This window comes from Acinetobacter sp. ME22 (assembly GCF_022012315.1).
In the GTDB taxonomy this organism is placed as follows: domain Bacteria; phylum Pseudomonadota; class Gammaproteobacteria; order Pseudomonadales; family Moraxellaceae; genus Acinetobacter; species Acinetobacter brisouii_A.
On sequence record NZ_JAKLTL010000003.1, the window covers coordinates 315,995 to 336,574 of the forward strand.

Sequence of the window (20,580 nt, forward strand, 5' to 3'; positions counted from 1 at the left end):
AACATTTCAGCTCTATAGGAATTTTATGAAAACGTATCTTGATCTACTACAGCACATTCTGGACAACGGTGGCGATAAGGGCGACCGTACAGGGACAGGGACACGTTCTGTATTTGGTCATCAAATGCGTTTTGACCTGAACCAAGGCTTTCCCTTACTCACCACCAAAAAAGTTCATTTTCGCTCGATTGCAATTGAGCTGTTGTGGTTCTTAAAAGGTGATACCAACGTTCAATATTTACAAGACCATAAAGTCACCATTTGGGATGAATGGGCAACCGCAGAACAAACCGCGCGTTTCGGCCGCCCTGAGGGTGAGCTTGGCCCTGTCTATGGTCACCAATGGCGCAACTTTGGCGCAACTCAAAATGCCGATGGCAGTTATCAAAAAGATGGTTTTGATCAGATTCAATGGTTAATTAATGAAATCAAAACCAATCCAAATTCACGCCGTTTAATCGTTTCAGGCTGGAACCCTCAAGAAGCTGGGCAAGTGGCTTTACCACCCTGTCATACGCTGTTCCAGTTCTTCGTTCAAGACGGTAAATTGTCTTGCCAGTTGTATCAGCGTAGTGCCGATGTATTCTTGGGCGTGCCGTTTAATATTGCCAGTTATGCCCTACTCACCCATATGATTGCGCAAGTCTGTGGTCTAGGTGTTGGCGACTTTGTTTGGACAGGCGGCGACACGCATCTATATGCCAACCACTTTGAGCAAGCCCGTTTACAATTAACACGTGAGCCTTTGCCACTGTGTCAGCTTCAACTGAATCCTGAAATTCAAGATATTTTCGAGTTTAAGTTTGAAGATATCGAAATCGTCAATTACCAATCACATTCTGCAATTAAAGCACCGGTGGCTGTATGAGTTTTCAAGGAATCGAAGTCGTCCATGTTGTCGCGATGGATCAACAACGCTGTATTGGTAAAGGCAACGCCCTACCTTGGCATATTTCTGCAGATTTAAAACACTTTAAAGCCATCACGCAAGGTGGTGTGGTGGTGATGGGACGTAAAACCCTTGAATCTATGGGACGTGCTTTACCTAAACGAGTCAATTGGGTGATTACCCGTGATCCATCATGGTCTTTTGACAAGGTTAAAGTCGCACATAGTATTGAAGATGCATTGGCTCAAGCGCTCACTGATGTTGCTGCTAGCGAAAAACCTGAAAGTATTTTTGTGATTGGTGGTGGGGAAATTTTCAAACAAACGCTACCGATTGCAGATCGTTTAGAATTAACTCATGTTGAGCTTGATGTACAAGGCGATGCTTACTATCCTGAAATTCCAAGTGACTTTCATAAGATAAGTAGTGAAAAGCAGGTTGATGAGCAATCAGGCATTGCTTTTGAGTTTGCAAGCTATCGTAAGTAATCATCCCCCACCAAAATGAGTATTTTTTCAGCAAAAAGATACTCATTTTTTTCATAAAAACATCATATCTTTATCTTTTGTTGCACGTTTTGCAAAGCATAACAAAATCTTCGTTTTAAAATGACAGTCATACCCGAAAAATAAACATATATTGGTTTTAATTAATTATAAAATAAATAAGGATAAGCCCATGACCTTAAAACAGCTGATCTTCTCAATGGTTTTTGTCGGTTTAGGTGTGATTGCAGCCTGTTCAAATTTACCGAATCAGCCTTCTGCACAAATTTTGCAGCAACAACAGCAATTGCAAAAGCCACATACAGTTTGGAAAGTGACTCAGATTCAGGGGCATCTGCTCACCGCAAATGAATTGAATCATCAACCGTCTTTGACATTTGATATTGAGAACAAACGTGTCAGCGGTAGTGATGGATGTAACCGAATTTTCGGCAGCTATCAATTACAAGGCAATGTGCTACATCTTAGCCCTCTGGCATCCACAAAAATGATGTGTTTGGACAGCGTACAAATGAATGATCAATTCCATTTAGCATTGGCGCAAGTTGAAAGCTTCAGTGTGGAAAAACAGGTTTTGAAATTAAAGGATCAATCCAATCATGTTATTATGGAACTAAGTCCTCAAACTCCCTAAACTTTTTTGATTTTATTGAAGGATAAAAATATGCAACAGGCTTTATTTGGTGGTGGCTGCTTTTGGTGTGTAGAAGCTGTCTTTTTACAGTTACGTGGAGTTACTCATGTAACAAGTGGTTATGCAGGTGGTCATAGCACTGCGCCAAGTTATGAAGCTGTTTGTAGTGGCAATACAGGTCATGCAGAAGTTGTTCGTGTTGATTTTGATGAAACACAAATCAGCTATCATGACTTACTTACTGTTCTTTTTGCTATTCACGATCCAACCACCTTAAACCGTCAAGGCAATGATATCGGGACACAATACCGCTCAGTGATTTACTATTATAATGACGAGCAAAAACAGCAAGCTGAAGCCTTCATCAATCAGCTTAAATCAGAAGGTATTGATGTTGTGACTGAACTGACTGATGAACCTGTATTTTATACAGCGGAAGAATATCATCAAAATTACTTTGAAAAGAACCCAACTCAAGGCTATTGTAACTTTGCCATTCCACCAAAACTAGACAAACTCCGTAGTAAATTCTATCGTTTACTGAAGGCATAAAATAAAAAAGCGACCGATAATGGTCGCTTTTTTTACTTCAAAATTGCTGATTAGTTTTCACTTACAAAAGCAATATCACTCAGCCCGGCTTCGCTTGCACGTGACATTACTTGAGCAACCATATCATAACGTGACTCTTTATCAGCACGCAGTTGCACAGTTGGTTTTTGAGCTTGTTGACCCGCAGCATTAAAGCGCTGAGCCAAATCATCTAAACTAATAATTTGGTCATTCCATGCCACTTCACCTTTAGCATTGATACTAATCGTGATCGCTTCTGGCGGCGGTGTTGTAATTTCCGCTGTGGTTTTGGGTAAAGTCAACGGAATCGATGGATTTGCAACCGTTGCTGTCACCAAGAAAATGATCATCAACACTAACATAATATCGATGAGTGGAATGAGGTTCATCTCATTCATACCAGCATCGTGATCTTCACCCAATTGAAAAGCCATTATGCCTGACCTCCAGCATAATTTTGTTGTGCTGTTTTCGCAGTATTTGCTGGATTGCTTTGTGTCATTGATTCTTGTTGCAACATGGTATCAATCAATAAAGTATGTGCTTTGTCTTGTAATGCATGTGCTAAGGCACGATTTGCACGTACGCAGATGTTATAAGCCAGTACCGCAGGAATCGCAACACCCAAACCTAAACCTGTCATGATCAACGCTTCACCGACTGGCGTTGCAACTTGAGCCAGACCTGCTTGTCCACTACGACCTACTGCAACCAATGCATGGAAGATACCCCACACGGTGCCAAACAAACCAACAAACGGTGCAATAGAAGCAATTGTACCCAGTACAGCAACACCCTTTTCTGCTGACGTTTTTTCTTCAGAGATTTGACGTAGCAATGCTTGTTCTGCAACTGCTTTACGCTGATCAAATGCAAGCGGTGCCAGTTTTGCCTTAAGCTTGGTCAATGCTTGTTCGAGTTGAGCATATGCTTGTTGCTTAAGTTGACGTGTACCCATCAAACGCAGTGCGAAGATCGTCCACGTTGTGATCGACATTGCAATAAGTACAAAATACAGTGTTTTACTTACTGCATCGGCACTTTGCCAGTAGACTGAAAAGTTCATGCTCGAACTCCTGATTTCATAAATTAGCCGTAAATTATGGTGTTAAATCAAATGGTTGTTTCGCTCTAATTGGATACGCCACACCATTTTCTTTATAAGGTTTAAATTTTGCGCTACGCACTGCTCGAAGAACTTTCTCATCCAATGCAGCTATACCACTACCTTTTACAAGTGTAACTTTAGTCACTTTGCCTTTTTCATCGGCCTCGATTAACACAACAACAGTTCGTGTTGCACCTTGCAACTCACTACCATCATAAGAAATACGAGGTGAGCGACTCCACTGCACTCCCGATCCACCAATACTCACTGTTTTTGGAGATGGATCTGCCGCAGGTGCGCTGGGTTGTGGTGTAACAGGTTGTGGTACAGGCTGCGGTGTTGATTTCGGTACAACAGAAGTTGTGGTTGTCACGACAGGTGCAGGTGGGGCTTTTACAACAGGCTGTTCGACTGCTTGTTTAGGTGCCTGAGTTTTAACTTGCTGAATTTTTTCCACTTTTTTAGGTGGCGGAGGCAACTGTTTCTCAACAACCTTAACCTCTTTAACTTCCTTAGGTTTTTCCTTAGGTTTTGGCTTTTCCTTAGGCTTTGGAGGCAAAGGTTTTGGAGGTTGCTGAATTTTAACAAAATGGACTTGCAACGGATCTTTATGAACTGGTTTTAAGTCCTGAATTTTCATTTGACCTAATGCCCATAACACCCCGACATGTCCAATTACAACAGCAGTGACTGCAGCAAGGATTTTCTTTTTCATGCGATCACTTGAGTGAGGATCTAAATTCAATGCGGGAGAGTGACTCATAACACAACAATAACCTGTGATACATGATTTATTTTCTAAAAATAAATCACAACTTTTGAGTTGGACGATTAAGCCTGAATATAATAAATGAGAAGTGTTTTCATTTGCAACCTCTTTTTCATAATTTCTTCATACATAAGCTTTTATATCAGAAAGCCCCAAAGATATTATGAAAAATAAGAATTAAAATGATATAACATAACAATAAAATTTCCAACAAAATCTATGTAACAGGCGACCACCGATACCTTACATTTCATTGATCACTTAGAAAAATTATCAATTTTTCAATTGTTATGTTATACTTTAAAAACCATTATGGGGATGTTATTGGCTTCGACGCTGGTGATGAAACTCATAGATGCATGCCGAGAGCGCATTTCCTCTCGTAAATCAAATTTGCATTTTTATAGTCGCAAACGACGAAACTTACGCTCTAGCTGCCTAAGGGCCGCTTGTCCGCTTCACTGAATACTTGTGGTCAGTGAAGCCGACCGAAGCGAACGCACACAAGTCCGTATAAAGTCAAGCCTCGGGGCTTTATACCAAACTAAGAGGATCGCGTTTTGTACCCTGTTCGTCGGGTCACTTAATGTTAAAACAATAGACGATATCTAAGCATGTAGTATTCTCGAGCGTAATGCTGGCGGACGCGGGTTCAACTCCCGCCATCTCCACCAAATACTTAAATTTATATGCCCGAATATGGGGATATATAAGACGAAAAGGCTTAAATCTAAAGGGTTTAAGCCTTTTTTCTTGCCTGTATATAACGAATCATAACTGTATATACCATTGCTTGCCGTGTATCACTCCTTGTATCATTGGGTTTTTATTGAAACCGCAGTGATACAAGAAAAATGAAAAGAAGCCAAATTAAGAAACGCCCAATGTCCGATACCACTCTATCTAATCTTGAATCAGAGGATAAGGACTATCGAAAGCTAGACGGCAATGGCTTATATTTCTTTGTCCAAAAGAACGGTAATAAGTCATGGCAACTCAGATACAAGAAACCCAATGGTAAATGGGCATGGCTAGGCTTAGGTGGTTATCCTCAAATAGGTGGGGAATTAGCACGTAAGAAAGCACAAGAGTTAATTGCCGATATTGGCAAAGGTGAAAATCCAACCATCACCAAGCAAGAACGTAAAGCCAAAGAACTCGAAGAAAATAACGCTACGTTTGAGGCACTGGCAAGAGAATGGATAGACACCAAAAAAAATACATGGGTTGCCGATACCATGACCCGAAACAGAGGCGCATTAGAAAAGCATATCTACCCTATTTTCGGTAAACGGCTTTTTGTGTCCATTCGCCCGATTGAATGGATGGAGCATTTAAAAGGCATCCAACAAGAGCAAAAAATCTATGAACAAGTGAAACGTATTCGCACCATGTGCCGAGATATTTACGACTATGCCAAAGTCACTGGACGGATTGACTACAACCCACTTGAGGGACTAAATAAATTTTTAGAGTCGGGCAAAAAAGAGAATATGGCGCATGTTGATAAAAAAGAGTTACCGCCATTATTAAGGGCTATAAATAACTACCCTACAACTGATATTCGTATCGGCTTAAAACTGCTTACGATGTTGTTTTGTCGCCCCAGTGAATTAAGGGAAGCTCAATGGCATGAATTTGATCTTGATGAGGGGCTTTGGAATATCCCCGAAGAACGTATGAAGAAACGCCGTGAACATATCATTCCATTACCGACTCAAGCGGTTCATTTGCTCAATGAATTAAAGTCTATTCGTGGCGAATCTGAATACCTCTTTCCGAGCCGATCTAATCCAAATAAGCCCAAATCAGATACGGTTTTCATTATGGCGTTACGGCGCTTAGGTTATGAGGGAAGACAAACCCCTCATGGCTTTAGACATATTGCCAGTACATTGCTCAATAACAAAGGCTTTGATGAACGGCACATTGAGACAGCCCTAGCCCACGTTAAAGACGGCGTGGCAGGCGTATATAACAAAGCCCAGTATCTCAATGACCGTAAGCATTTAATGCAATGGTACGCCGATCATTTAGAGCAATTGGCAGATGATAAAGTGATTCAATTTAAGAAAGCATAGCAGCAATATGGAGTTGCACTTCAATGCTAATCTCAGATTTATAGAAGCCTAATCTGACCCATTTTAGATCAGATCGAAGACCATTGATTGGATTATTTAGCAGGTGCACCCCACTGATTTTTTTCCTGCTTGGTTTCAGTGACCGTCCAAATAAATAAAGGAATTAAACCAATAATGGTAAATGCTATCAACCACCACCACCCCGAACGACCAACATCATGCAAACGGCGCACACTAACAGCCAAGGCAGGTAAAAATAAAGCTAAATTGATGAGTCCAGAAAAAATATCAATTGTGTCTTCACTAAAACCAGTCGCACCTAAAATAATCCCTAAGATCACTCCAATCAGAGTTTGGAATAAATAAAAAAACCAATATTCCTTACGGCGAGCACGGCCAGAAAAATTCACATAGTTTTTCAAACACTTGATAGACCAATCCCAAAAACCATACTGCTCTTCTTCTGCCAATAACGCATGATTACTTGAAAAATGCGTATCCCATGGCGATGGCTGACTAATTACATAAATTGCAACTGCTTGTCCTAAATGGTTCACTGAAAAATCAACTTCTTGACCACGCTGTGGAGTAAAGTTTTCTTTCCATTCAGCCCCGATAAAACTGTAGCGTTGATTATCGTCACTCAAAATAATGCCTTCATCATATTGGGCACTAAAATCTAGCAATCTGCCTTTCATTGAAATACTCTCTATTTACATTATTATTTAAGCAATTTGATGTTAAAACATCAGTTTTTATTTCGATTTGATAAAAATCAAATCCTATAAAATCTAAAAATTTATTATACAAAAAAATGGAATGTTACCGAAATAAATTCCTCATCATTCCATAACTTACTCGCAAAGACATTGTTTAGAGCTGTTCTGATTAGGGAGTGCGATTTATTACTATACAGTGCAAGACATGTCCATATTTAGAAAAATTTAGACATTTTATTTGCATTAATTTACATTTTCTTTATGAAAAATTCTTCGAGATTTGTTTCAATCGCCAACATCATTTTAAGTTTGGGTAATCTATGATGAAAAAGCTCTTTCCAAAAAGTCAGGACACATTTTTAAAAGTCGGACTGGTCAGTATGATTATCTTAACAATTGGCACGGTAATCTTCTTGAAAGATCATTATGAACGTAGTTTTATCGGTTTTTTAATCCTGATGGTCTTGCCATTTTTATATATGAAATGCGTGACGAGTGTTGCCAATAAAATCTATGAATCAGACCCGTTAAGCTCTATTCACTAACGTTTTGAAGACCTGTAGCCAACCCAACTACAGGTCACAACATCTGAGTTTAACCTTTCGCCAAAACTAACAAGCAACCAAAAATCAGCGCCAATCCCATCCAGCCGATCAGCGCCAAATGCTCTCCCACCAAGGTCATGGCAAAAATCGCGGCGATAAACGGTTCAAATAAAGTTAAGGTTACTGCCTGACTGGCAGGCACCGTTTTCAAACCAAAACCGAACAGCAAATAGCCCAAAAACATCGGTATCAGGGTCATATACGCCGCCACATAAATATTGATCGATTCATGCAGTAAATTGCCGCCTGTAAAATACAGCGTCGGTAATAGCAGCAACGCTCCCAAACCAAAAATCATGCCCATAGATGCTTTGGATTCAATACCCCGTTGCATCAGTTTTTGCGCGCACCATGAGTACAATGAATAGGTGAAGCCTGCAACACAGCCTAGCACAATGCCCAGTAATTTATGGGTTTCCTCTGCTGACACATGCGTGACTTTTGACTCCCCAAGTGACAAAAAGACAATCCCAATCACACCAAGTACAAAGCTGATCAGCCAGCGCTGGGACAACTCTCGCCGATCGACCATTCGTTCCAGTAAGGCGGTAAATAAGGGCGCTGTCCCAATCGACACCACTGTGCCAATGGTCACCCCTGCATAATGCATGGATGAATAAAACGTCAGTGGATAGATTCCAACGCCCAAACCACCGAGCAGTAAAATCGTGTGCTGCTGACGCAATTTCGACAAATTACGCTGAATGTATTTGATGGCAAGTAAGGCTTGCAGCAAACCACCGCCGCCCATAGCAATTGCACCAATCGCCAAAGGGCTTAAGGTCGGTGCAAAGGATGCCGCCGTGCCTGTCGTCCCCCATAAAAAAGAGGCAATCAGGACTGCAAAAATTCCCCATTGTGTCTGATTTTGCGTTTGGGTAGATGATGCTGTGCGATTCATGTGACAAGTTCCCGATCCAGCAACTGCGCTGCCATGTCTTTGGCGAGTTGCATTTTCTGACTAGACCCTTCCAGACCTGCACGCATGATTGCACCTTCAAGCAAGAACGAGAGCAAACTTGCCAAATATTCAACATGTGCAGAATCAGTCAACAGTTGCTGTAACTGTTCCCGCAAGATCTGCTCGATCTGTTCTTTATGCTGTTTAACGGCTAAACGCTCAGGGCTATTGGCAGGAAATTCTGCGGCTGCATTGAGTAAGCCACAACCACGAAAACCGCTTTCATAGGCACATTCGGCATGATCCTGATAGGCGGCAAACACTGCAAGAATCGCATCACGCGGCGAATTTGCCTGTGCCAAACGTTTGGCATACAAGTCCAACCATTCCTGATGCCGTGCCTGAATATATGCCGCCACCAAATCCGATTTGGCAGGAAAATTGTTATAGAGCGACATTTTGGCGACTTGTGCCTTGTCGGTAATGCTGTTAATGCCTGTACTGGCAATGCCGTGGTTATAAAACAGCACCGAAGCCGCATCCAAGATTTTCTCTTTTGCTGTTTTCTGTGTCATGTCAAAATAAATTAAGTAGACCGATCTACCTAATACTATCTAAACATGCATCTAATGTGAATCTTTTTTAAGCGAAATTTCGAAAACTTGAATGGGGAAAAATTATTCGCCACAGGTTTCCCAAATTAAAGTCCGTAACCACTGCTGGATCGGGTCATGATGATTACGTTCATGCCATGCCATCACCTTGGTATAACCCTGTACAGGCACAGGTGGTTCAAGCACCACAATGCCTTGAATGTTTTGTACCAGATGTGCAGGTACCACCGCGATTAAATCACTTTTACGCAAAAGATCGGGCAATAACAAAAAGCTGGTGACAGACAGCGCCACGTTGCGCTGACGTCCAACTTTGGCAAGGGCTTCATCGGTTGCGCCAAAAAACTGCCCACCTTCATAAGAAGCCAGTGCATGTTCCAGTTCACAAAACCGATCTAAGGTCAGTGCCTGCTGACTCGCTGCGGGGTGCCCTTCTCGCATAATGCAAACATAACGTTCCTGATACAGCACACGGGTATGAGATTCGGCGGGTGCATTGACAGGGTCAAGGAAAATCAAATCCAGTTCACCCCGTTCCAGCATGCCCTGAATGTCTAAACGGTGAATGGAGAGAAAAGCCACTTTGACATGAGGCGCTTGCTGTTTGAGTGCCAAAATAAACGGCAAACCAATCGCCTGCATGTCGTTATCATTGGCGGCAATATTCAAGGTCAGGTGCAACTGTTTCGGGTCAAATTCCACTGGCTGCATCAAGGCATCAATATCCGCCAAAATCTGCTTCACGGGTTTTGCCAACGCCAAAGCACGGTTGGTCGGGGTCATTCCATGCGATGCCCGTACAAACAGCGGATCAGAAAATTTCACACGTAAACGGTTGAGCATACTACTGACCGCAGGCTGGGTCAGCGCCAGTTTTTCTGCGGCACGGGTGACATTGCGTTCATCCAGCAAAGCATCCAGTGCTTTAAGCAAATTAAGATCCAGCGACCTGATATTATCCATATTTATAGCATTTATATAATTTCATGATTGGATTTATATCTAATTCATTCTTACCATGCAAGACATTCTCCCTTCTTATCACAGGCAAATTTCATGGCAAAGTTGCATGATTTATATACGCCCTTTTCGGTCAAAAACCTTAACCTCAAAAATCGTGTGGTCATGCCACCGATGTGCCAGTATCAAGCCACTGATGGCTTGGTCAATGACTGGCATCTGGTACATTACGCATCACGTGCAGTGGGTGGTGTCGGTCTGATTATTGTGGAAATGACCAACGTCATGCCCAATGGTCGCATTACCCCAAACTGTTTGGGGCTGTGGAATGATCAGCAGCGTGACGAACTGAAAAAAATTGTCGATGTAGTACATGCGCGTGGCAGCAAAATTGCGATTCAGATTGCCCATGCAGGACGTAAAGCGCTCGGCTGTGATGATGTGGTTTCAGCATCAGCACTACGTTATGACGGTGCCAATGAAGGCAACAACAGCGCATGGGATTATCAGCAACCGCGTGAACTCAGCAAGGCTGAAATCCAAGAAATGGTGCAAGCCTTTCAGGATGCGGTGAAACGTGCAGTCGATGCAGGCTTCGATGCAATTGAACTCCACGCAGCACATGGTTATCTGATTCATCAGTTTTACTCCGCCAAAACCAACCAGCGTCAGGACGAATACGGTCAGGACAAAATGCTGTTTGGTGAACAGGTGATTCGTGCTGCTAAAGCCGTGATGCCTGCGGATATGCCATTGTTGGTGCGTATTTCTGCGCAGGAATATAGCGAAAACGGTTTTGACTTGGCGTATGGCTGTGAAGTGGCACAACGTTTTACAGCAGCAGGTGCCGATGTATTGGATGTCAGCGGTGGTGGCGATGGTGCGTTACACCCTGCACACACCCCAAATTTCCAAGCGGGCTATCAGGTGTATTTGGCGACTGCGGTAAAACAGGCAACTCAACTTCCTGTGATTGCGGTGGGTATGCTGGAAGATGCCGAAGTGGCGGATTATGTACTAGGAACACAACAGGTGGACTTGGTGGCTGTAGGTCGTGGTTTACTGCGTAATCCTTACTGGTTATTGCATGCGGAGCAACAGCATAAAACCCGTGATGGTGAACAACATTTTGTTCCTGAGTCTTATGCAGCCAGTTTTTAACGCCGTTTAAAAACCTGATCGACTGATCGATGTAGAGCCTGTCTCTACATCGATATCCCTCAATTATTTAGAAAACTCTCCTACATTTTTACTGTTCAACACATTGGCATTTTGATTTTTTAGCCACGGTTTTTGTACCTGACGATTACGGGTCACAAAGAAACTGGCGATCAGCATAATGGTGGTCACACCGACGGACATCAGCGTTTCATAACGGTATGCAGGTGAAATAAACATATAGCCCAACACCGCCAAAATCGTCAGAATCACAAACCAAGTCACATACGGGAAGCACCACATTTTAAAGCTGAGCTGAACGCCTGCACGCTCAACGCTATAACGCATTCTGAGTTGCGATACCGCAATGACCAAATACACAATTAAGGCAATCGCACCTGTGGTTGACAGCAGGAAGCTGAACACTTGACCTGGAAAGACATAGTTGGCAAAACCACCTGCAAAACCCGCAACACTTGATGCCAACACTGCCACTTTCGGTACACTTTGCCCTGTAACTGTCGCTGTTGATTTTGGTGCATCACCACGTTTACCGAGGGAAAACAGCATGCGTGATGCAATATATAAGCCTGAGTTCATACAGCTACACACCGCCACGAACACCACGGTATCAATGATCAGTTTAGTACCTGGAACATTTAAAGTTGAGAGTACATATTGGAAAGTTCCCATTTCTTTGAGCGCAGGGTCATTCCAACTCACCAACGACACCACCAGAAAAATCGACAATACATAGAAAATCGCAATACGGTAAATTACCAGATTGGTGGCTTTACGGATTTTCTCTTGTGGATTTTTCGACTCTGCCGCAGCAATTGACACCACTTCTGCCCCAAAGAACGAGAAAATCGTGATCAGTACACCGCCCAACACTGTACCAAAACCATTCGGCATAAAGCCGCCTTGAGAGTACAAATGGCTGAAACCACTGACTGGCGATAATGGCCAAAAACCAAGAACTGCCATACCCGCAATAATAATAAAGCCAATAATCGCAATGACTTTAATCAGCGCGAACCAAAACTCGAACTCACCAAAGTTCTTCACATTCAATAAATTACTGGTGGTTAAAATCAGCATAATGCCAATTGCATACGCCCAAGAAGGTAATACTGGAAACCAAGCATGAATAATATCTGCACCCGCAATCGCTTCTACAGGAATCACCAGTACCCAAAACCACCAGTACAACCAGCCAATGGTAAAGCCTGCCCAAGGCCCTATCGCATTGGCCGCATAGGTTGAAAAAGATCCTGTATCAGGCTGCATCACCGCCATTTCGCCCAACATACGCATCACCAGAAACACCAGTAATCCCGTCAATGCATAGGAGATAATAATGGCAGGGCCTGCTGTGGCAATTGCCGAAGAAGACCCAATGAATAACCCCGCCCCAATAATGCCGCCAATGGTGATCATGGTCACCTGACGACTTTTCAAGCCTTCGCCCAAAACTTGATTTGTCATATATCGTCCCTTAATTCAATACATCGTATTTTTCGGTAGACCCAAGCGAGATCTTTGCGGTGTACAACACTGACACATGCACAAAGCCACAAAAAATCTTGCATTAGATGTGGGTTGATGCAGTTTTCGATAGTCAGTTTTCTGCTAAATAGTTCTCGAAAACTGCATAAGCCTTGCTTCGAGTATCTTTTTGCGGGGGCGCTTTCACAAACGAAAAAAATGAATCCCGACACAACTTATTTTCGTTCATAAATTATGCAGAATTTACTGTTTTTTGGCGCAGGGATTGCTTTAATAGAACGTGTTTTTTGTGAGATAAATCCATCTCAATATTCTTATTTTTATTTTAAATTCATTGATTTATTTTTAAGTGAATTTAACGTTTCAAGATGACATGACGATGACAATGCTCAAATTCACTCACCTATTTTTTATGGCGCAGATGTCTTCGCACCAAAGCCAGTCATGCCTTATTTTACCCATTCAATATTGCGCCAAAATGACCCGTTTAAAAACCATTTTTGCAGTTAAAATGCACCACCTATACTCACCTCATCGCTTTCAACCCATAATCTGCACCACAATCTGCATTTTTCGACAAAAATCTTCACAACTCCCACAGAATCAATGGTATAAAATTTGCTTAAGTAAATGGATTTTTAAAAATATGCATTCTCGGAGGTTCGATAATGCAAAAACTCACCTCTAGGACATATCCCTCGACCATGTCCTTGCGATGTTTTGAAGCATCTGCCCGATTTTTAAGTTTTACCAAAGCTGCACAAGTGTTGTACATGACACAAAGTGCCGTCAGTAAGCAAGTTGCTCATCTGGAAGACAGTCTCAATACCGCGCTGTTTGAACGCACACTGAAAGGTCTGAACCTAACCCCTGCGGGTAAATTATTTCTCAGCCAAACCCAATATATTCTCAGTCAGATTGAAATGTCGGTGCTGAATATGCTGGCACATGGCAGTGAAGCGGAAACCCTCAATATTGCGGTGCATCCGACCTTGTGCGCACGCTGGCTGATTCCTGTTTTAAAAGGCTTTAGCAAGCTCAATCCGCATATTCATCTGGATATTCAGGAACAGATCAACTCCTCGGAAATTGAGAATCATCAAACCGATGTGGCCTTTTTATATGGCGATGGGGTCTGGCGTGACATGACCAGCGTCAAGCTGTTCGAAGAGCATTCGATTGCGGTCTGTTCCCCTGATTTGCTGAGCGAACCATTCTCTTGTCTGGACGATTTTCAAGGACATGTCTTACTACAATCGCGCTCACGTCCACGCGCTTGGGATGAGTATTTCCAGCTACAAGACTTCGTCAATGAACAGCCGTTTATCGGGCCACGTTTTGACACCTTTTACTCCTGTATTCATGCCGCCATGACTGGCTGTGGCATTGCGCTGATTCCCAAGTTTCTGGTGGAAAAAGAGCTTTCAACAGGTGAACTCATTCAGGCATGGCCGTATGAAATGGGCAGCTCGCAAGCCTATTACATGACTTATCCGACTTCGATGGCCAAGACGCCGAAAGTGGCCTGCATTTCTCAATGGGTACAGACCTATCTTGCAAGCAGCAGCGCTGCCTAAATACAACAGAGCCACTCCAATGAGTGGCTCAATTTTAAATCAGGTAATAATTTTCATGCATTGTCCCGCATGATACAGCGCAATACTGCAATCATAGAACATGGCACGGGCATTGCGATAAGAGACTTTGCATTCTTCAATTTCGTTGAATGGCAATGGTAAATTATCACGCTGATCATCCTGCAAATATTGGGCAAATGCCTTGCCAATCAATGTTCCTGTGGTGATTCCGCGTCCGTTATACGCTGTTGCCGCCAGAATTCCTGGTGCAGGTTCAAAAATCCGCATGATGTGATCGGAAGTAAAACCGAACTGCCCCGTCCACTGGTATTGCCAGTTGACCTGACCAAGATCAGGGAAATATTTTTTGCTCATGGTATTCGCCCATGACAGATAAATCGACTCTTTGCCCTCATAACTGCCGACGGTTCCAAGCAGTAAACGTCCGTCTTTATCACGGCGGATGCTCGACAAAGCTAAACGGGTATCCCAAGAGCCATTTTTATGCGGCAAAATTCGATCTGCAACATCACCTGTCAACGGTTCAGACGCGATCTGATAATACTTCACGAAATAAATGGTTTTTAAAATTTCTGTCCACTCACCTTGAGTATAGGCGTTAGTGGCTAAAATCACTTTGTCCGCCGTGACTGAACCTTGCGCGGTCTGAACACACCACTGGGTATTGCTTTTCACCACCACATTCACGGCGGTATTTTCAAAAATCTTCACCCCTAAACGCTGTGCCGCTTTTGCCAAACCTGTGACATAGGCATACGGGTTGACTGTGCCTGCACGCTTATCCAGCAAGGCTTTATTAATCGAGGTTGTGCCGCAGTATTCATGGCATTTTTGCCCTGTCAGCACTTCAACATCTGCACCACGTCGACTGAGCTGTGCATAACGACTATCGACATCGGCTTCGCCTTCGGCATTGTGTCCCATGTGCAAATTGCCTGTACGCGTGTCTTGTGCATCAATACCTAAACGGTCAATGGTATCGAACACCAGTTTCGGCGCACCGCCTAAAGCTGTGGTGAGTTTTTCGCCCGCCTGTTCGCCTAAATATTTATTCAAATCATCTGGCTGCGCCCATGTTCCTGCATTGACCAGTCCAACATTTCGACCTGAGCCACCTGCGCCAATCTGAGCACTTTCTAACAATACCACCCGATAACCCGCTTCTGCCAAATGAATGGCTGACGATAAACCTGTAAAACCGCCGCCAATGACACAGACATCTGCGTTTACATCGCCCTGCAAACCCGTAAAACTGGGTACGTTATCGACGAGTGTTGACCATAAGATTTTATTTTTTAACATGTTTATTGCCCCAGCCTATAGCAATAAAATAACAACGGCGGATTGATATTATTGCGCCAGTCCTTCCCGCTTTTTTTCAGTTTATTTTGCGGTTGTTGGCAGGTTCATAATAAGAATCTTGGTATTACTTCATCGAAAAACAAATAAAAGAAGATGCAATCAACTTCTTTTATGTACATCAAACGCCTCTTTATTTTTTACCCGAGCCTATTGAAATAATTTCAATTCAACACAAGAGAAATAAAAGAGTGCATAAAAGAAGTCGAGTAATTCAAGGTAAATGCAGCCTCAAGACCACATTCACCAAGTACAACTGATCATTAACCGAAGTTAATGCCTTGTGCCAATGGCAACTCACGCGAATAGTTCACGGTGTTGGTTTGACGACGCATGTAGTTTCTCCATGCATCTGAACCTGACTCGCGACCACCGCCCGTTTCTTTTTCACCGCCAAATGCGCCACCAATTTCTGCACCGCTGGTGCCAATATTCACGTTGGCAATACCGCAGTCACTGCCTTCTGCGCTCAGGAATTTTTCAGCTTCACGTAGGTCATTGGAGAAAATGCAAGATGACAAGCCTTGTGGCACATCATTTTGTAATTCAATGGCATCTTCGAAATCTTCATAACCCATCACATACAGAATTGGTGCGAAGGTTTCCGTTTTAACAATGTCATTTTGCTCAGCAATTTCCACAATCGCAGGCTGAACGTAGTAGGCATTCGGGTACTGTTCTTCAAGGACACGCACACCACCAAATACCTCTGCACCCGCTTCTTTGGCACGCGTCAACATGCTTTGCATTTGATTAAAAATTTGTGCATCAATCAGTGGCCCAACCAAGTTGCCTTCTAGCGGATTCCCAATAGAGACCGATGCGTAGGCTTTTTTTAGTTTCTCAACCACTTCCGCTTGGATTGATTTGTGTACGATGAGACGGCGTAGTGTTGTACAACGCTGACCTGCTGTACCGACTGCCGAGAACAGGATGCCGCGAATCGCAAGTTCCAAATCAGCGGTTGGCGCAAGAATCATGGCGTTGTTACCGCCAAGTTCTAAAATACATTTACCAAAACGCTCCGCGACTTTCGGCGCAACAATTTTACCCATGCGGGTACTGCCTGTTGCACTGATCAACGCAACACGCTCATCCGTCACCAGTTTGTCACCAATCGCCACATCACCAATCAACAGCTGTGCAATATTCGCAGGTGCATCTGTACCAAACTGCTCCAGTGCTTTTTCAAATAACGCCTGACAAGCCAAAGCGGTCAAAGGTGTTTTTTCAGAGGGCTTCCAGATCACGGCATTCCCGCAAATGAGCGCCAATGTGGTGTTCCATGCCCAAACAGCGACAGGGAAGTTGAATGCAGAAATCACCCCCACCACACCCAACGGATGCCAAGTTTCACGCATGTGATGACCAGGACGTTCTGAAGCAATGGTTAGACCGTACAACTGACGCGACAAACCGACTGCAAAGTCACAAATATCAATCATTTCTTGGACTTCGCCCAAGCCTTCCTGCGTGATTTTGCCCGCTTCCCAAGACACCAATGCGCCGAGTTCAGTTTTGTATTCACGTAAAATCTGACCGAATAAACGTACCAACTCACCACGGCGTGGCGCAGGAATTTTGCGCCATTGTTTGAACGCTACTCGTGCTTGCTGAATTTGAGTTTCAGTTTGTTCTAAATCGTGAACCACAACCTGACCAATCACGCTGCCATCAATCGGTGTTTTGACCTGTAGCGTCCCGTTTTGATACAACTCAGGTGCAACGCCTAAACTGTTTAATAGATCCTGAATCATATAATTCCCTTCAAATCCGACATTTAAATTAGTCATTTATGCACCTGCAAAACTGTGGTTATTCAATTGTTGTAAACATGTCTCGATCGATTGTTGCTGGGTTTCGCGATAAAGCTGCATTTCATCGCAAACTTTGCTGCCCAAACACTGTTCAAAGATGTCCTGATTAGACATTGCGGCATAATGCCCTTGTCCGTCTTCACCCAAATTTGACTGGAAAATTCCTGCCGCCGATACAGGCAGAAAATCTTCATAAACAATCGGTTCAATCTGAACCTGATCTGTTTTAACCAGATCCAGTAAATCCTGTTGCGTCCATAAACGCTCGCTTGGTTCTACGGTATTGCCTTGAGCAAAATAGTAGAAATAAGCCAAATCTTGTTGTGCCAGTTCCAAATAACTATCTGGAAAGGCTTGGAACGTGTCCTGCAAAATCTGCATATAGCGTTCAGCATTGTTTTCATTTGGGCTTTCACCTAAACGCTCACGTGCTTCTGCCAAAAGCTGATCGTAGAGCGCACGACCTTTCGGAGTAAGTGCCACGCCGCGCTGTTCAATTTCACCAAAACGCGCAGTGTGACTGCCCTGATGATCGGTAAATGTCACTTGCTCCTGCAACGCTTTAAAGCTGGTTTGACGCAGTAAAATTGGGCAGTGACGGCGTGGTGGGCCTTCAACCACGGCTTTGGGTGGAATACCACGTTCAGCCATACCTGTTTGCACCGCATCAATATCCAGAGTTCGTGGCGTCAGATGGTTAATGTGTGGGCCTTTAAATGCCACCACATCGGCAATCAAACGGTGTTGATCATGCAATGCCTGATACAACTCTTTACTGACAGGTGCAGCGGTATGCCAACGGAAAGTTTCTAAAACTTGTTGCACAAACTGCTCAGCATCATTGGCATCCAAACCGCCCTGCTGTTCAAATTTAGCGGTCAGTGCCAATGCTTGCTCCGTAAAGATTTGACGCTTCGCCAAAACCTCTTCTGCCAGTTGACGCAGCTCAGCATTGTCGATCAGTTCCAAACGTAGCAATGAAGTAAAAATACGGAATGGACTGCGATTCAACGCGTCGGCATCAATCGCACGAAACGCGGTTGAATGCACAGGGACACCCGCAGGCACAAGATCGTAGTAACCCACTGGATACATGCCCATGACTGCAAACACGCGGCGCATATTCGCGAGTTCTTCAGGTTTACCCAAACGGATTGCACCATGACGCTCTTGCGATAACCGTGGCAATTCACCTGTTTGTTCTAACTGTGCATATAACTGTGGTTGTTTCACCAAGCTGATCTGATTAACATCATTGACCAACTCCAACAAGTCACCATACAGTGGCACTTCCGTTTGATACATCTCGGACATACACTGTGAAAATTGCGCCCGAATCGCATCGCTACTGACCCAAGTTGTCATGATTTTTTCCCCTATGCTCCAGCCATGACTGGCATCTGTTGCTGTGCCGTTGCTGCAAGCACATGTTCCAAAATATCCAAACCTTCTTCTAAGATTTCAGGCTGAATGGTCAGCGGTGTCAGCAAGCGAATAATATTTTTCGCCTGACCACTTGGCATCAGCAATAATCCCTGTTCACGTGCCTGACGCAGCACTTCAGCTAAAACGGCTGTGCCTGCACCGAATTCAGGATGACGTAATTCAATCCCGCGCATTGCACCCACACCTGTCAAACGACCCAACCACGGCGTTAGACCCTGTTCTTTCCAGCGGGCATAACGTGCTTCAAGCGTTTGGATATAATGCTCAACCCCTGCCTGATATTCAGCAGAGCGCATCACTTCTAGCGTTGCCAGACCTGCGGCACATGCCATTGGATTGCCCGAATAAGTTCCACCTAACGCACCTTTAATTGGGTGATTCATATATTCAGCACGACCCACCACAGCACCTAAAGGCATGCCGCCTGCAATGCTTTTACCAAGCAGTAATAAGTCAGGCTGAATACCCAAATGGCTAAATGCAAAAGCTGTTCCTGTACGACCAAAACCTGACTGAATTTCATCCACAATCATTAAAATGCCGTGTTCCTGACAGAACTGCTGTAAATACTGGGCGAAGTCAGGATTCATCATCTGAAAGCCACCTTCACCAAGCACTGGCTCAAAAATGATCGCAGAGATATTTTCAATATCGACTTCGACTTGGAACAATCGCGCCAAGGCTTTTTTCGCATCTTGCGTGGTGATGCCATTGTCCTGACTTGGATAAGGAATGTGATACACCGAACTGGATAAATTACCCAAACCTTGTTTATACGGTGCAACTTTGCCGTTCAGATTCACAGTGGCCAGTGTACGTCCATGAAAGCCGCCATCAAATGCAATCACGCCAGTACGACCTGTCACGATACGCGCCACTTTCAAGGCATTTTCCGCAGCTTCGGCACCGCTGTTGGTGAGCATGCCTGCCAATGGATATTCCACAGGAATAAAGTCCAGTAACTGCTGCATAAATTCGAGATAAGGACGGTGCTGTGCTGCATTAAATGCATAATGGGTCATCGTCGCAGCTTGCTGCTGAATCGCCTCGGCAATTTTTGGATGGCAATGCCCCAAATTCAGCACACCAATGCCCCCAATAAAATCGATATAACGCTGACCGTGTTCATCCCAAACTTCGGCATTACATCCTTTGTCTAAAACGACAGGATGAATCAGCCCTAATGCGCTTGAAACTCCTTGATTCTGACTCACTGTGCATCTCGTTAGAATTGTGGTTGATGAATTTATTTAAGCGCTGCACAGGTCGCTTCTCAAGCGAAGAAAATTTGCTTTAGCATTCCTTTTTTTCTTAGGGTTAAATTGTGCGACTTT

The 20,580-nt window shown here is 43.7% G+C and carries 20 protein-coding genes and 1 other RNA gene; 9 read left to right on the forward strand and 12 right to left on the reverse strand.

Going from position 1 to position 20,580, the window contains the following annotated elements; translation table 11 throughout:
• Positions 1-25 precede the first annotated feature (25 nt).
• The 4 genes from thyA (at position 26) to msrA (ending at position 2,581) form a co-directional block, all read left to right on the forward strand.
• Complete coding sequence (thyA, locus tag LVY74_RS06450) at positions 26-868, forward strand: thymidylate synthase (protein ID WP_237814377.1); 843 nt, start codon at positions 26-28, stop codon at positions 866-868.
• Positions 865-1,377 carry a dihydrofolate reductase gene (locus tag LVY74_RS06455; protein ID WP_237814378.1) on the forward strand — a complete coding sequence of 171 codons (513 nt, stop codon included), beginning with the start codon at positions 865-867 and terminating at the stop codon, positions 1,375-1,377. The genes thyA and LVY74_RS06455 overlap by 4 nt, the downstream gene beginning before the upstream one ends.
• Positions 1,378-1,567: 190 nt before the next feature.
• Positions 1,568-2,029 (forward strand): META domain-containing protein, encoded by a 462-nt coding sequence (locus LVY74_RS06460; protein ID WP_237814381.1) that lies wholly within the window; start codon positions 1,568-1,570, stop codon positions 2,027-2,029.
• Positions 2,030-2,059: 30 nt separating this feature from the next.
• Positions 2,060-2,581 carry a peptide-methionine (S)-S-oxide reductase MsrA gene (gene msrA / locus LVY74_RS06465; RefSeq protein WP_237814383.1) on the forward strand — a complete coding sequence of 174 codons (522 nt, stop codon included), beginning with the start codon at positions 2,060-2,062 and terminating at the stop codon, positions 2,579-2,581.
• A 50-nt stretch (positions 2,582-2,631) separates the two neighbouring features.
• Here the strand turns inward: msrA and LVY74_RS06470 are convergent, their stop codons facing one another.
• Genes LVY74_RS06470 through LVY74_RS06480 form a run of 3 tightly spaced genes read right to left on the reverse strand, consistent with a single transcriptional unit; the run spans position 2,632 to position 4,473 of the window.
• A complete protein-coding gene (locus tag LVY74_RS06470; RefSeq protein WP_151710053.1) occupies positions 2,632-3,036 on the reverse strand; it encodes an ExbD/TolR family protein in 405 nt (134 codons plus the stop codon).
• Positions 3,036-3,668 (reverse strand): MotA/TolQ/ExbB proton channel family protein, encoded by a 633-nt coding sequence (locus LVY74_RS06475; RefSeq protein ID WP_151710054.1) that lies wholly within the window; start codon positions 3,666-3,668, stop codon positions 3,036-3,038. Before LVY74_RS06475 ends, LVY74_RS06470 begins: the two co-directional genes overlap by 1 nt.
• Before the next feature lie 34 nt (positions 3,669-3,702).
• Complete coding sequence (locus LVY74_RS06480; RefSeq protein WP_237814384.1) at positions 3,703-4,473, reverse strand: energy transducer TonB; 771 nt, start codon at positions 4,471-4,473, stop codon at positions 3,703-3,705.
• Between the two features lie 320 nt (positions 4,474-4,793).
• Here LVY74_RS06480 and ssrA point away from each other — a divergent pair.
• Both ssrA and LVY74_RS06490 read left to right on the forward strand, forming a co-directional pair.
• Positions 4,794-5,153, forward strand: a transfer-messenger RNA (tmRNA) gene (ssrA, locus tag LVY74_RS06485).
• Positions 5,154-5,333: 180 nt separating this feature from the next.
• Positions 5,334-6,560, forward strand: a complete 1,227-nt coding sequence (locus LVY74_RS06490) for a tyrosine-type recombinase/integrase (protein WP_237814386.1) — start codon at positions 5,334-5,336, stop codon at positions 6,558-6,560.
• A gap of 92 nt (positions 6,561-6,652) precedes the next feature.
• Here LVY74_RS06490 and LVY74_RS06495 read toward each other — a convergent pair whose 3' ends face one another.
• Entirely contained in the window at positions 6,653-7,258 is a 606-nt protein-coding gene (locus LVY74_RS06495) for a DUF805 domain-containing protein (protein ID WP_237814389.1), read from the reverse strand.
• Positions 7,259-7,599: 341 nt separating this feature from the next.
• Here LVY74_RS06495 and LVY74_RS06500 point away from each other — a divergent pair, with 341 nt between their 5' ends.
• Positions 7,600-7,824: a hypothetical protein gene (locus LVY74_RS06500; RefSeq protein WP_237814390.1), complete on the forward strand. Its 225-nt coding sequence runs from the start codon at positions 7,600-7,602 to the stop codon at positions 7,822-7,824.
• A 49-nt stretch (positions 7,825-7,873) separates the two neighbouring features.
• Here the strand turns inward: LVY74_RS06500 and LVY74_RS06505 are convergent, their stop codons facing one another.
• From LVY74_RS06505 to LVY74_RS06515, 3 genes are all read right to left on the reverse strand, one after another.
• Positions 7,874-8,785: a DMT family transporter gene (locus tag LVY74_RS06505; protein ID WP_237814392.1), complete on the reverse strand. Its 912-nt coding sequence runs from the start codon at positions 8,783-8,785 to the stop codon at positions 7,874-7,876.
• On the reverse strand, positions 8,782-9,360 hold the full coding sequence (locus LVY74_RS06510) for a TetR/AcrR family transcriptional regulator (protein WP_237814395.1): 579 nt from the start codon (positions 9,358-9,360) through the stop codon (positions 8,782-8,784). The genes LVY74_RS06505 and LVY74_RS06510 overlap by 4 nt, the downstream gene beginning before the upstream one ends.
• Positions 9,361-9,462: 102 nt before the next feature.
• The gene (locus LVY74_RS06515) at positions 9,463-10,362 is read right to left on the reverse strand and encodes a LysR family transcriptional regulator (protein ID WP_237814397.1); all 900 of its coding nucleotides are present in this window, start codon (positions 10,360-10,362) and stop codon (positions 9,463-9,465) included.
• 93 nt (positions 10,363-10,455) lie between these two features.
• Here LVY74_RS06515 and LVY74_RS06520 point away from each other — a divergent pair, with 93 nt between their 5' ends.
• Entirely contained in the window at positions 10,456-11,520 is a 1,065-nt protein-coding gene (locus LVY74_RS06520; protein ID WP_237814398.1) for an NADH:flavin oxidoreductase/NADH oxidase, read from the forward strand.
• A gap of 63 nt (positions 11,521-11,583) precedes the next feature.
• Here LVY74_RS06520 and LVY74_RS06525 read toward each other — a convergent pair whose 3' ends face one another.
• Positions 11,584-13,005 carry an amino acid permease gene (locus LVY74_RS06525; protein WP_237814399.1) on the reverse strand — a complete coding sequence of 474 codons (1,422 nt, stop codon included), beginning with the start codon at positions 13,003-13,005 and terminating at the stop codon, positions 11,584-11,586.
• Between the two features lie 725 nt (positions 13,006-13,730).
• Between LVY74_RS06525 and LVY74_RS06530 the strand changes: the two genes are divergently transcribed.
• Entirely contained in the window at positions 13,731-14,603 is an 873-nt protein-coding gene (locus LVY74_RS06530) for a LysR substrate-binding domain-containing protein (RefSeq protein ID WP_237814400.1), read from the forward strand.
• 39 nt (positions 14,604-14,642) lie between these two features.
• Here the strand turns inward: LVY74_RS06530 and amaA are convergent, their stop codons facing one another.
• The 4 genes from amaA to LVY74_RS06550 all read right to left on the reverse strand — a co-directional run bounded on the left by amaA (position 14,643) and on the right by LVY74_RS06550 (position 20,460).
• Positions 14,643-15,926, reverse strand: coding sequence for an L-pipecolate oxidase (gene amaA / locus LVY74_RS06535; protein WP_237814401.1), 1,284 nt, complete (start codon positions 15,924-15,926; stop codon positions 14,643-14,645).
• A gap of 320 nt (positions 15,927-16,246) precedes the next feature.
• Complete coding sequence (gene amaB, locus LVY74_RS06540; protein WP_330847894.1) at positions 16,247-17,740, reverse strand: L-piperidine-6-carboxylate dehydrogenase; 1,494 nt, start codon at positions 17,738-17,740, stop codon at positions 16,247-16,249.
• Positions 17,741-17,776: 36 nt separating this feature from the next.
• Complete coding sequence (gene hglS / locus LVY74_RS06545) at positions 17,777-19,165, reverse strand: 2-oxoadipate dioxygenase/decarboxylase HglS (RefSeq protein ID WP_237814403.1); 1,389 nt, start codon at positions 19,163-19,165, stop codon at positions 17,777-17,779.
• Positions 19,166-19,176: 11 nt separating this feature from the next.
• Positions 19,177-20,460, reverse strand: coding sequence for a 2-aminoadipate transaminase (locus tag LVY74_RS06550; protein ID WP_237814404.1), 1,284 nt, complete (start codon positions 20,458-20,460; stop codon positions 19,177-19,179).
• Positions 20,461-20,580: the final 120 nt, after the last annotated feature.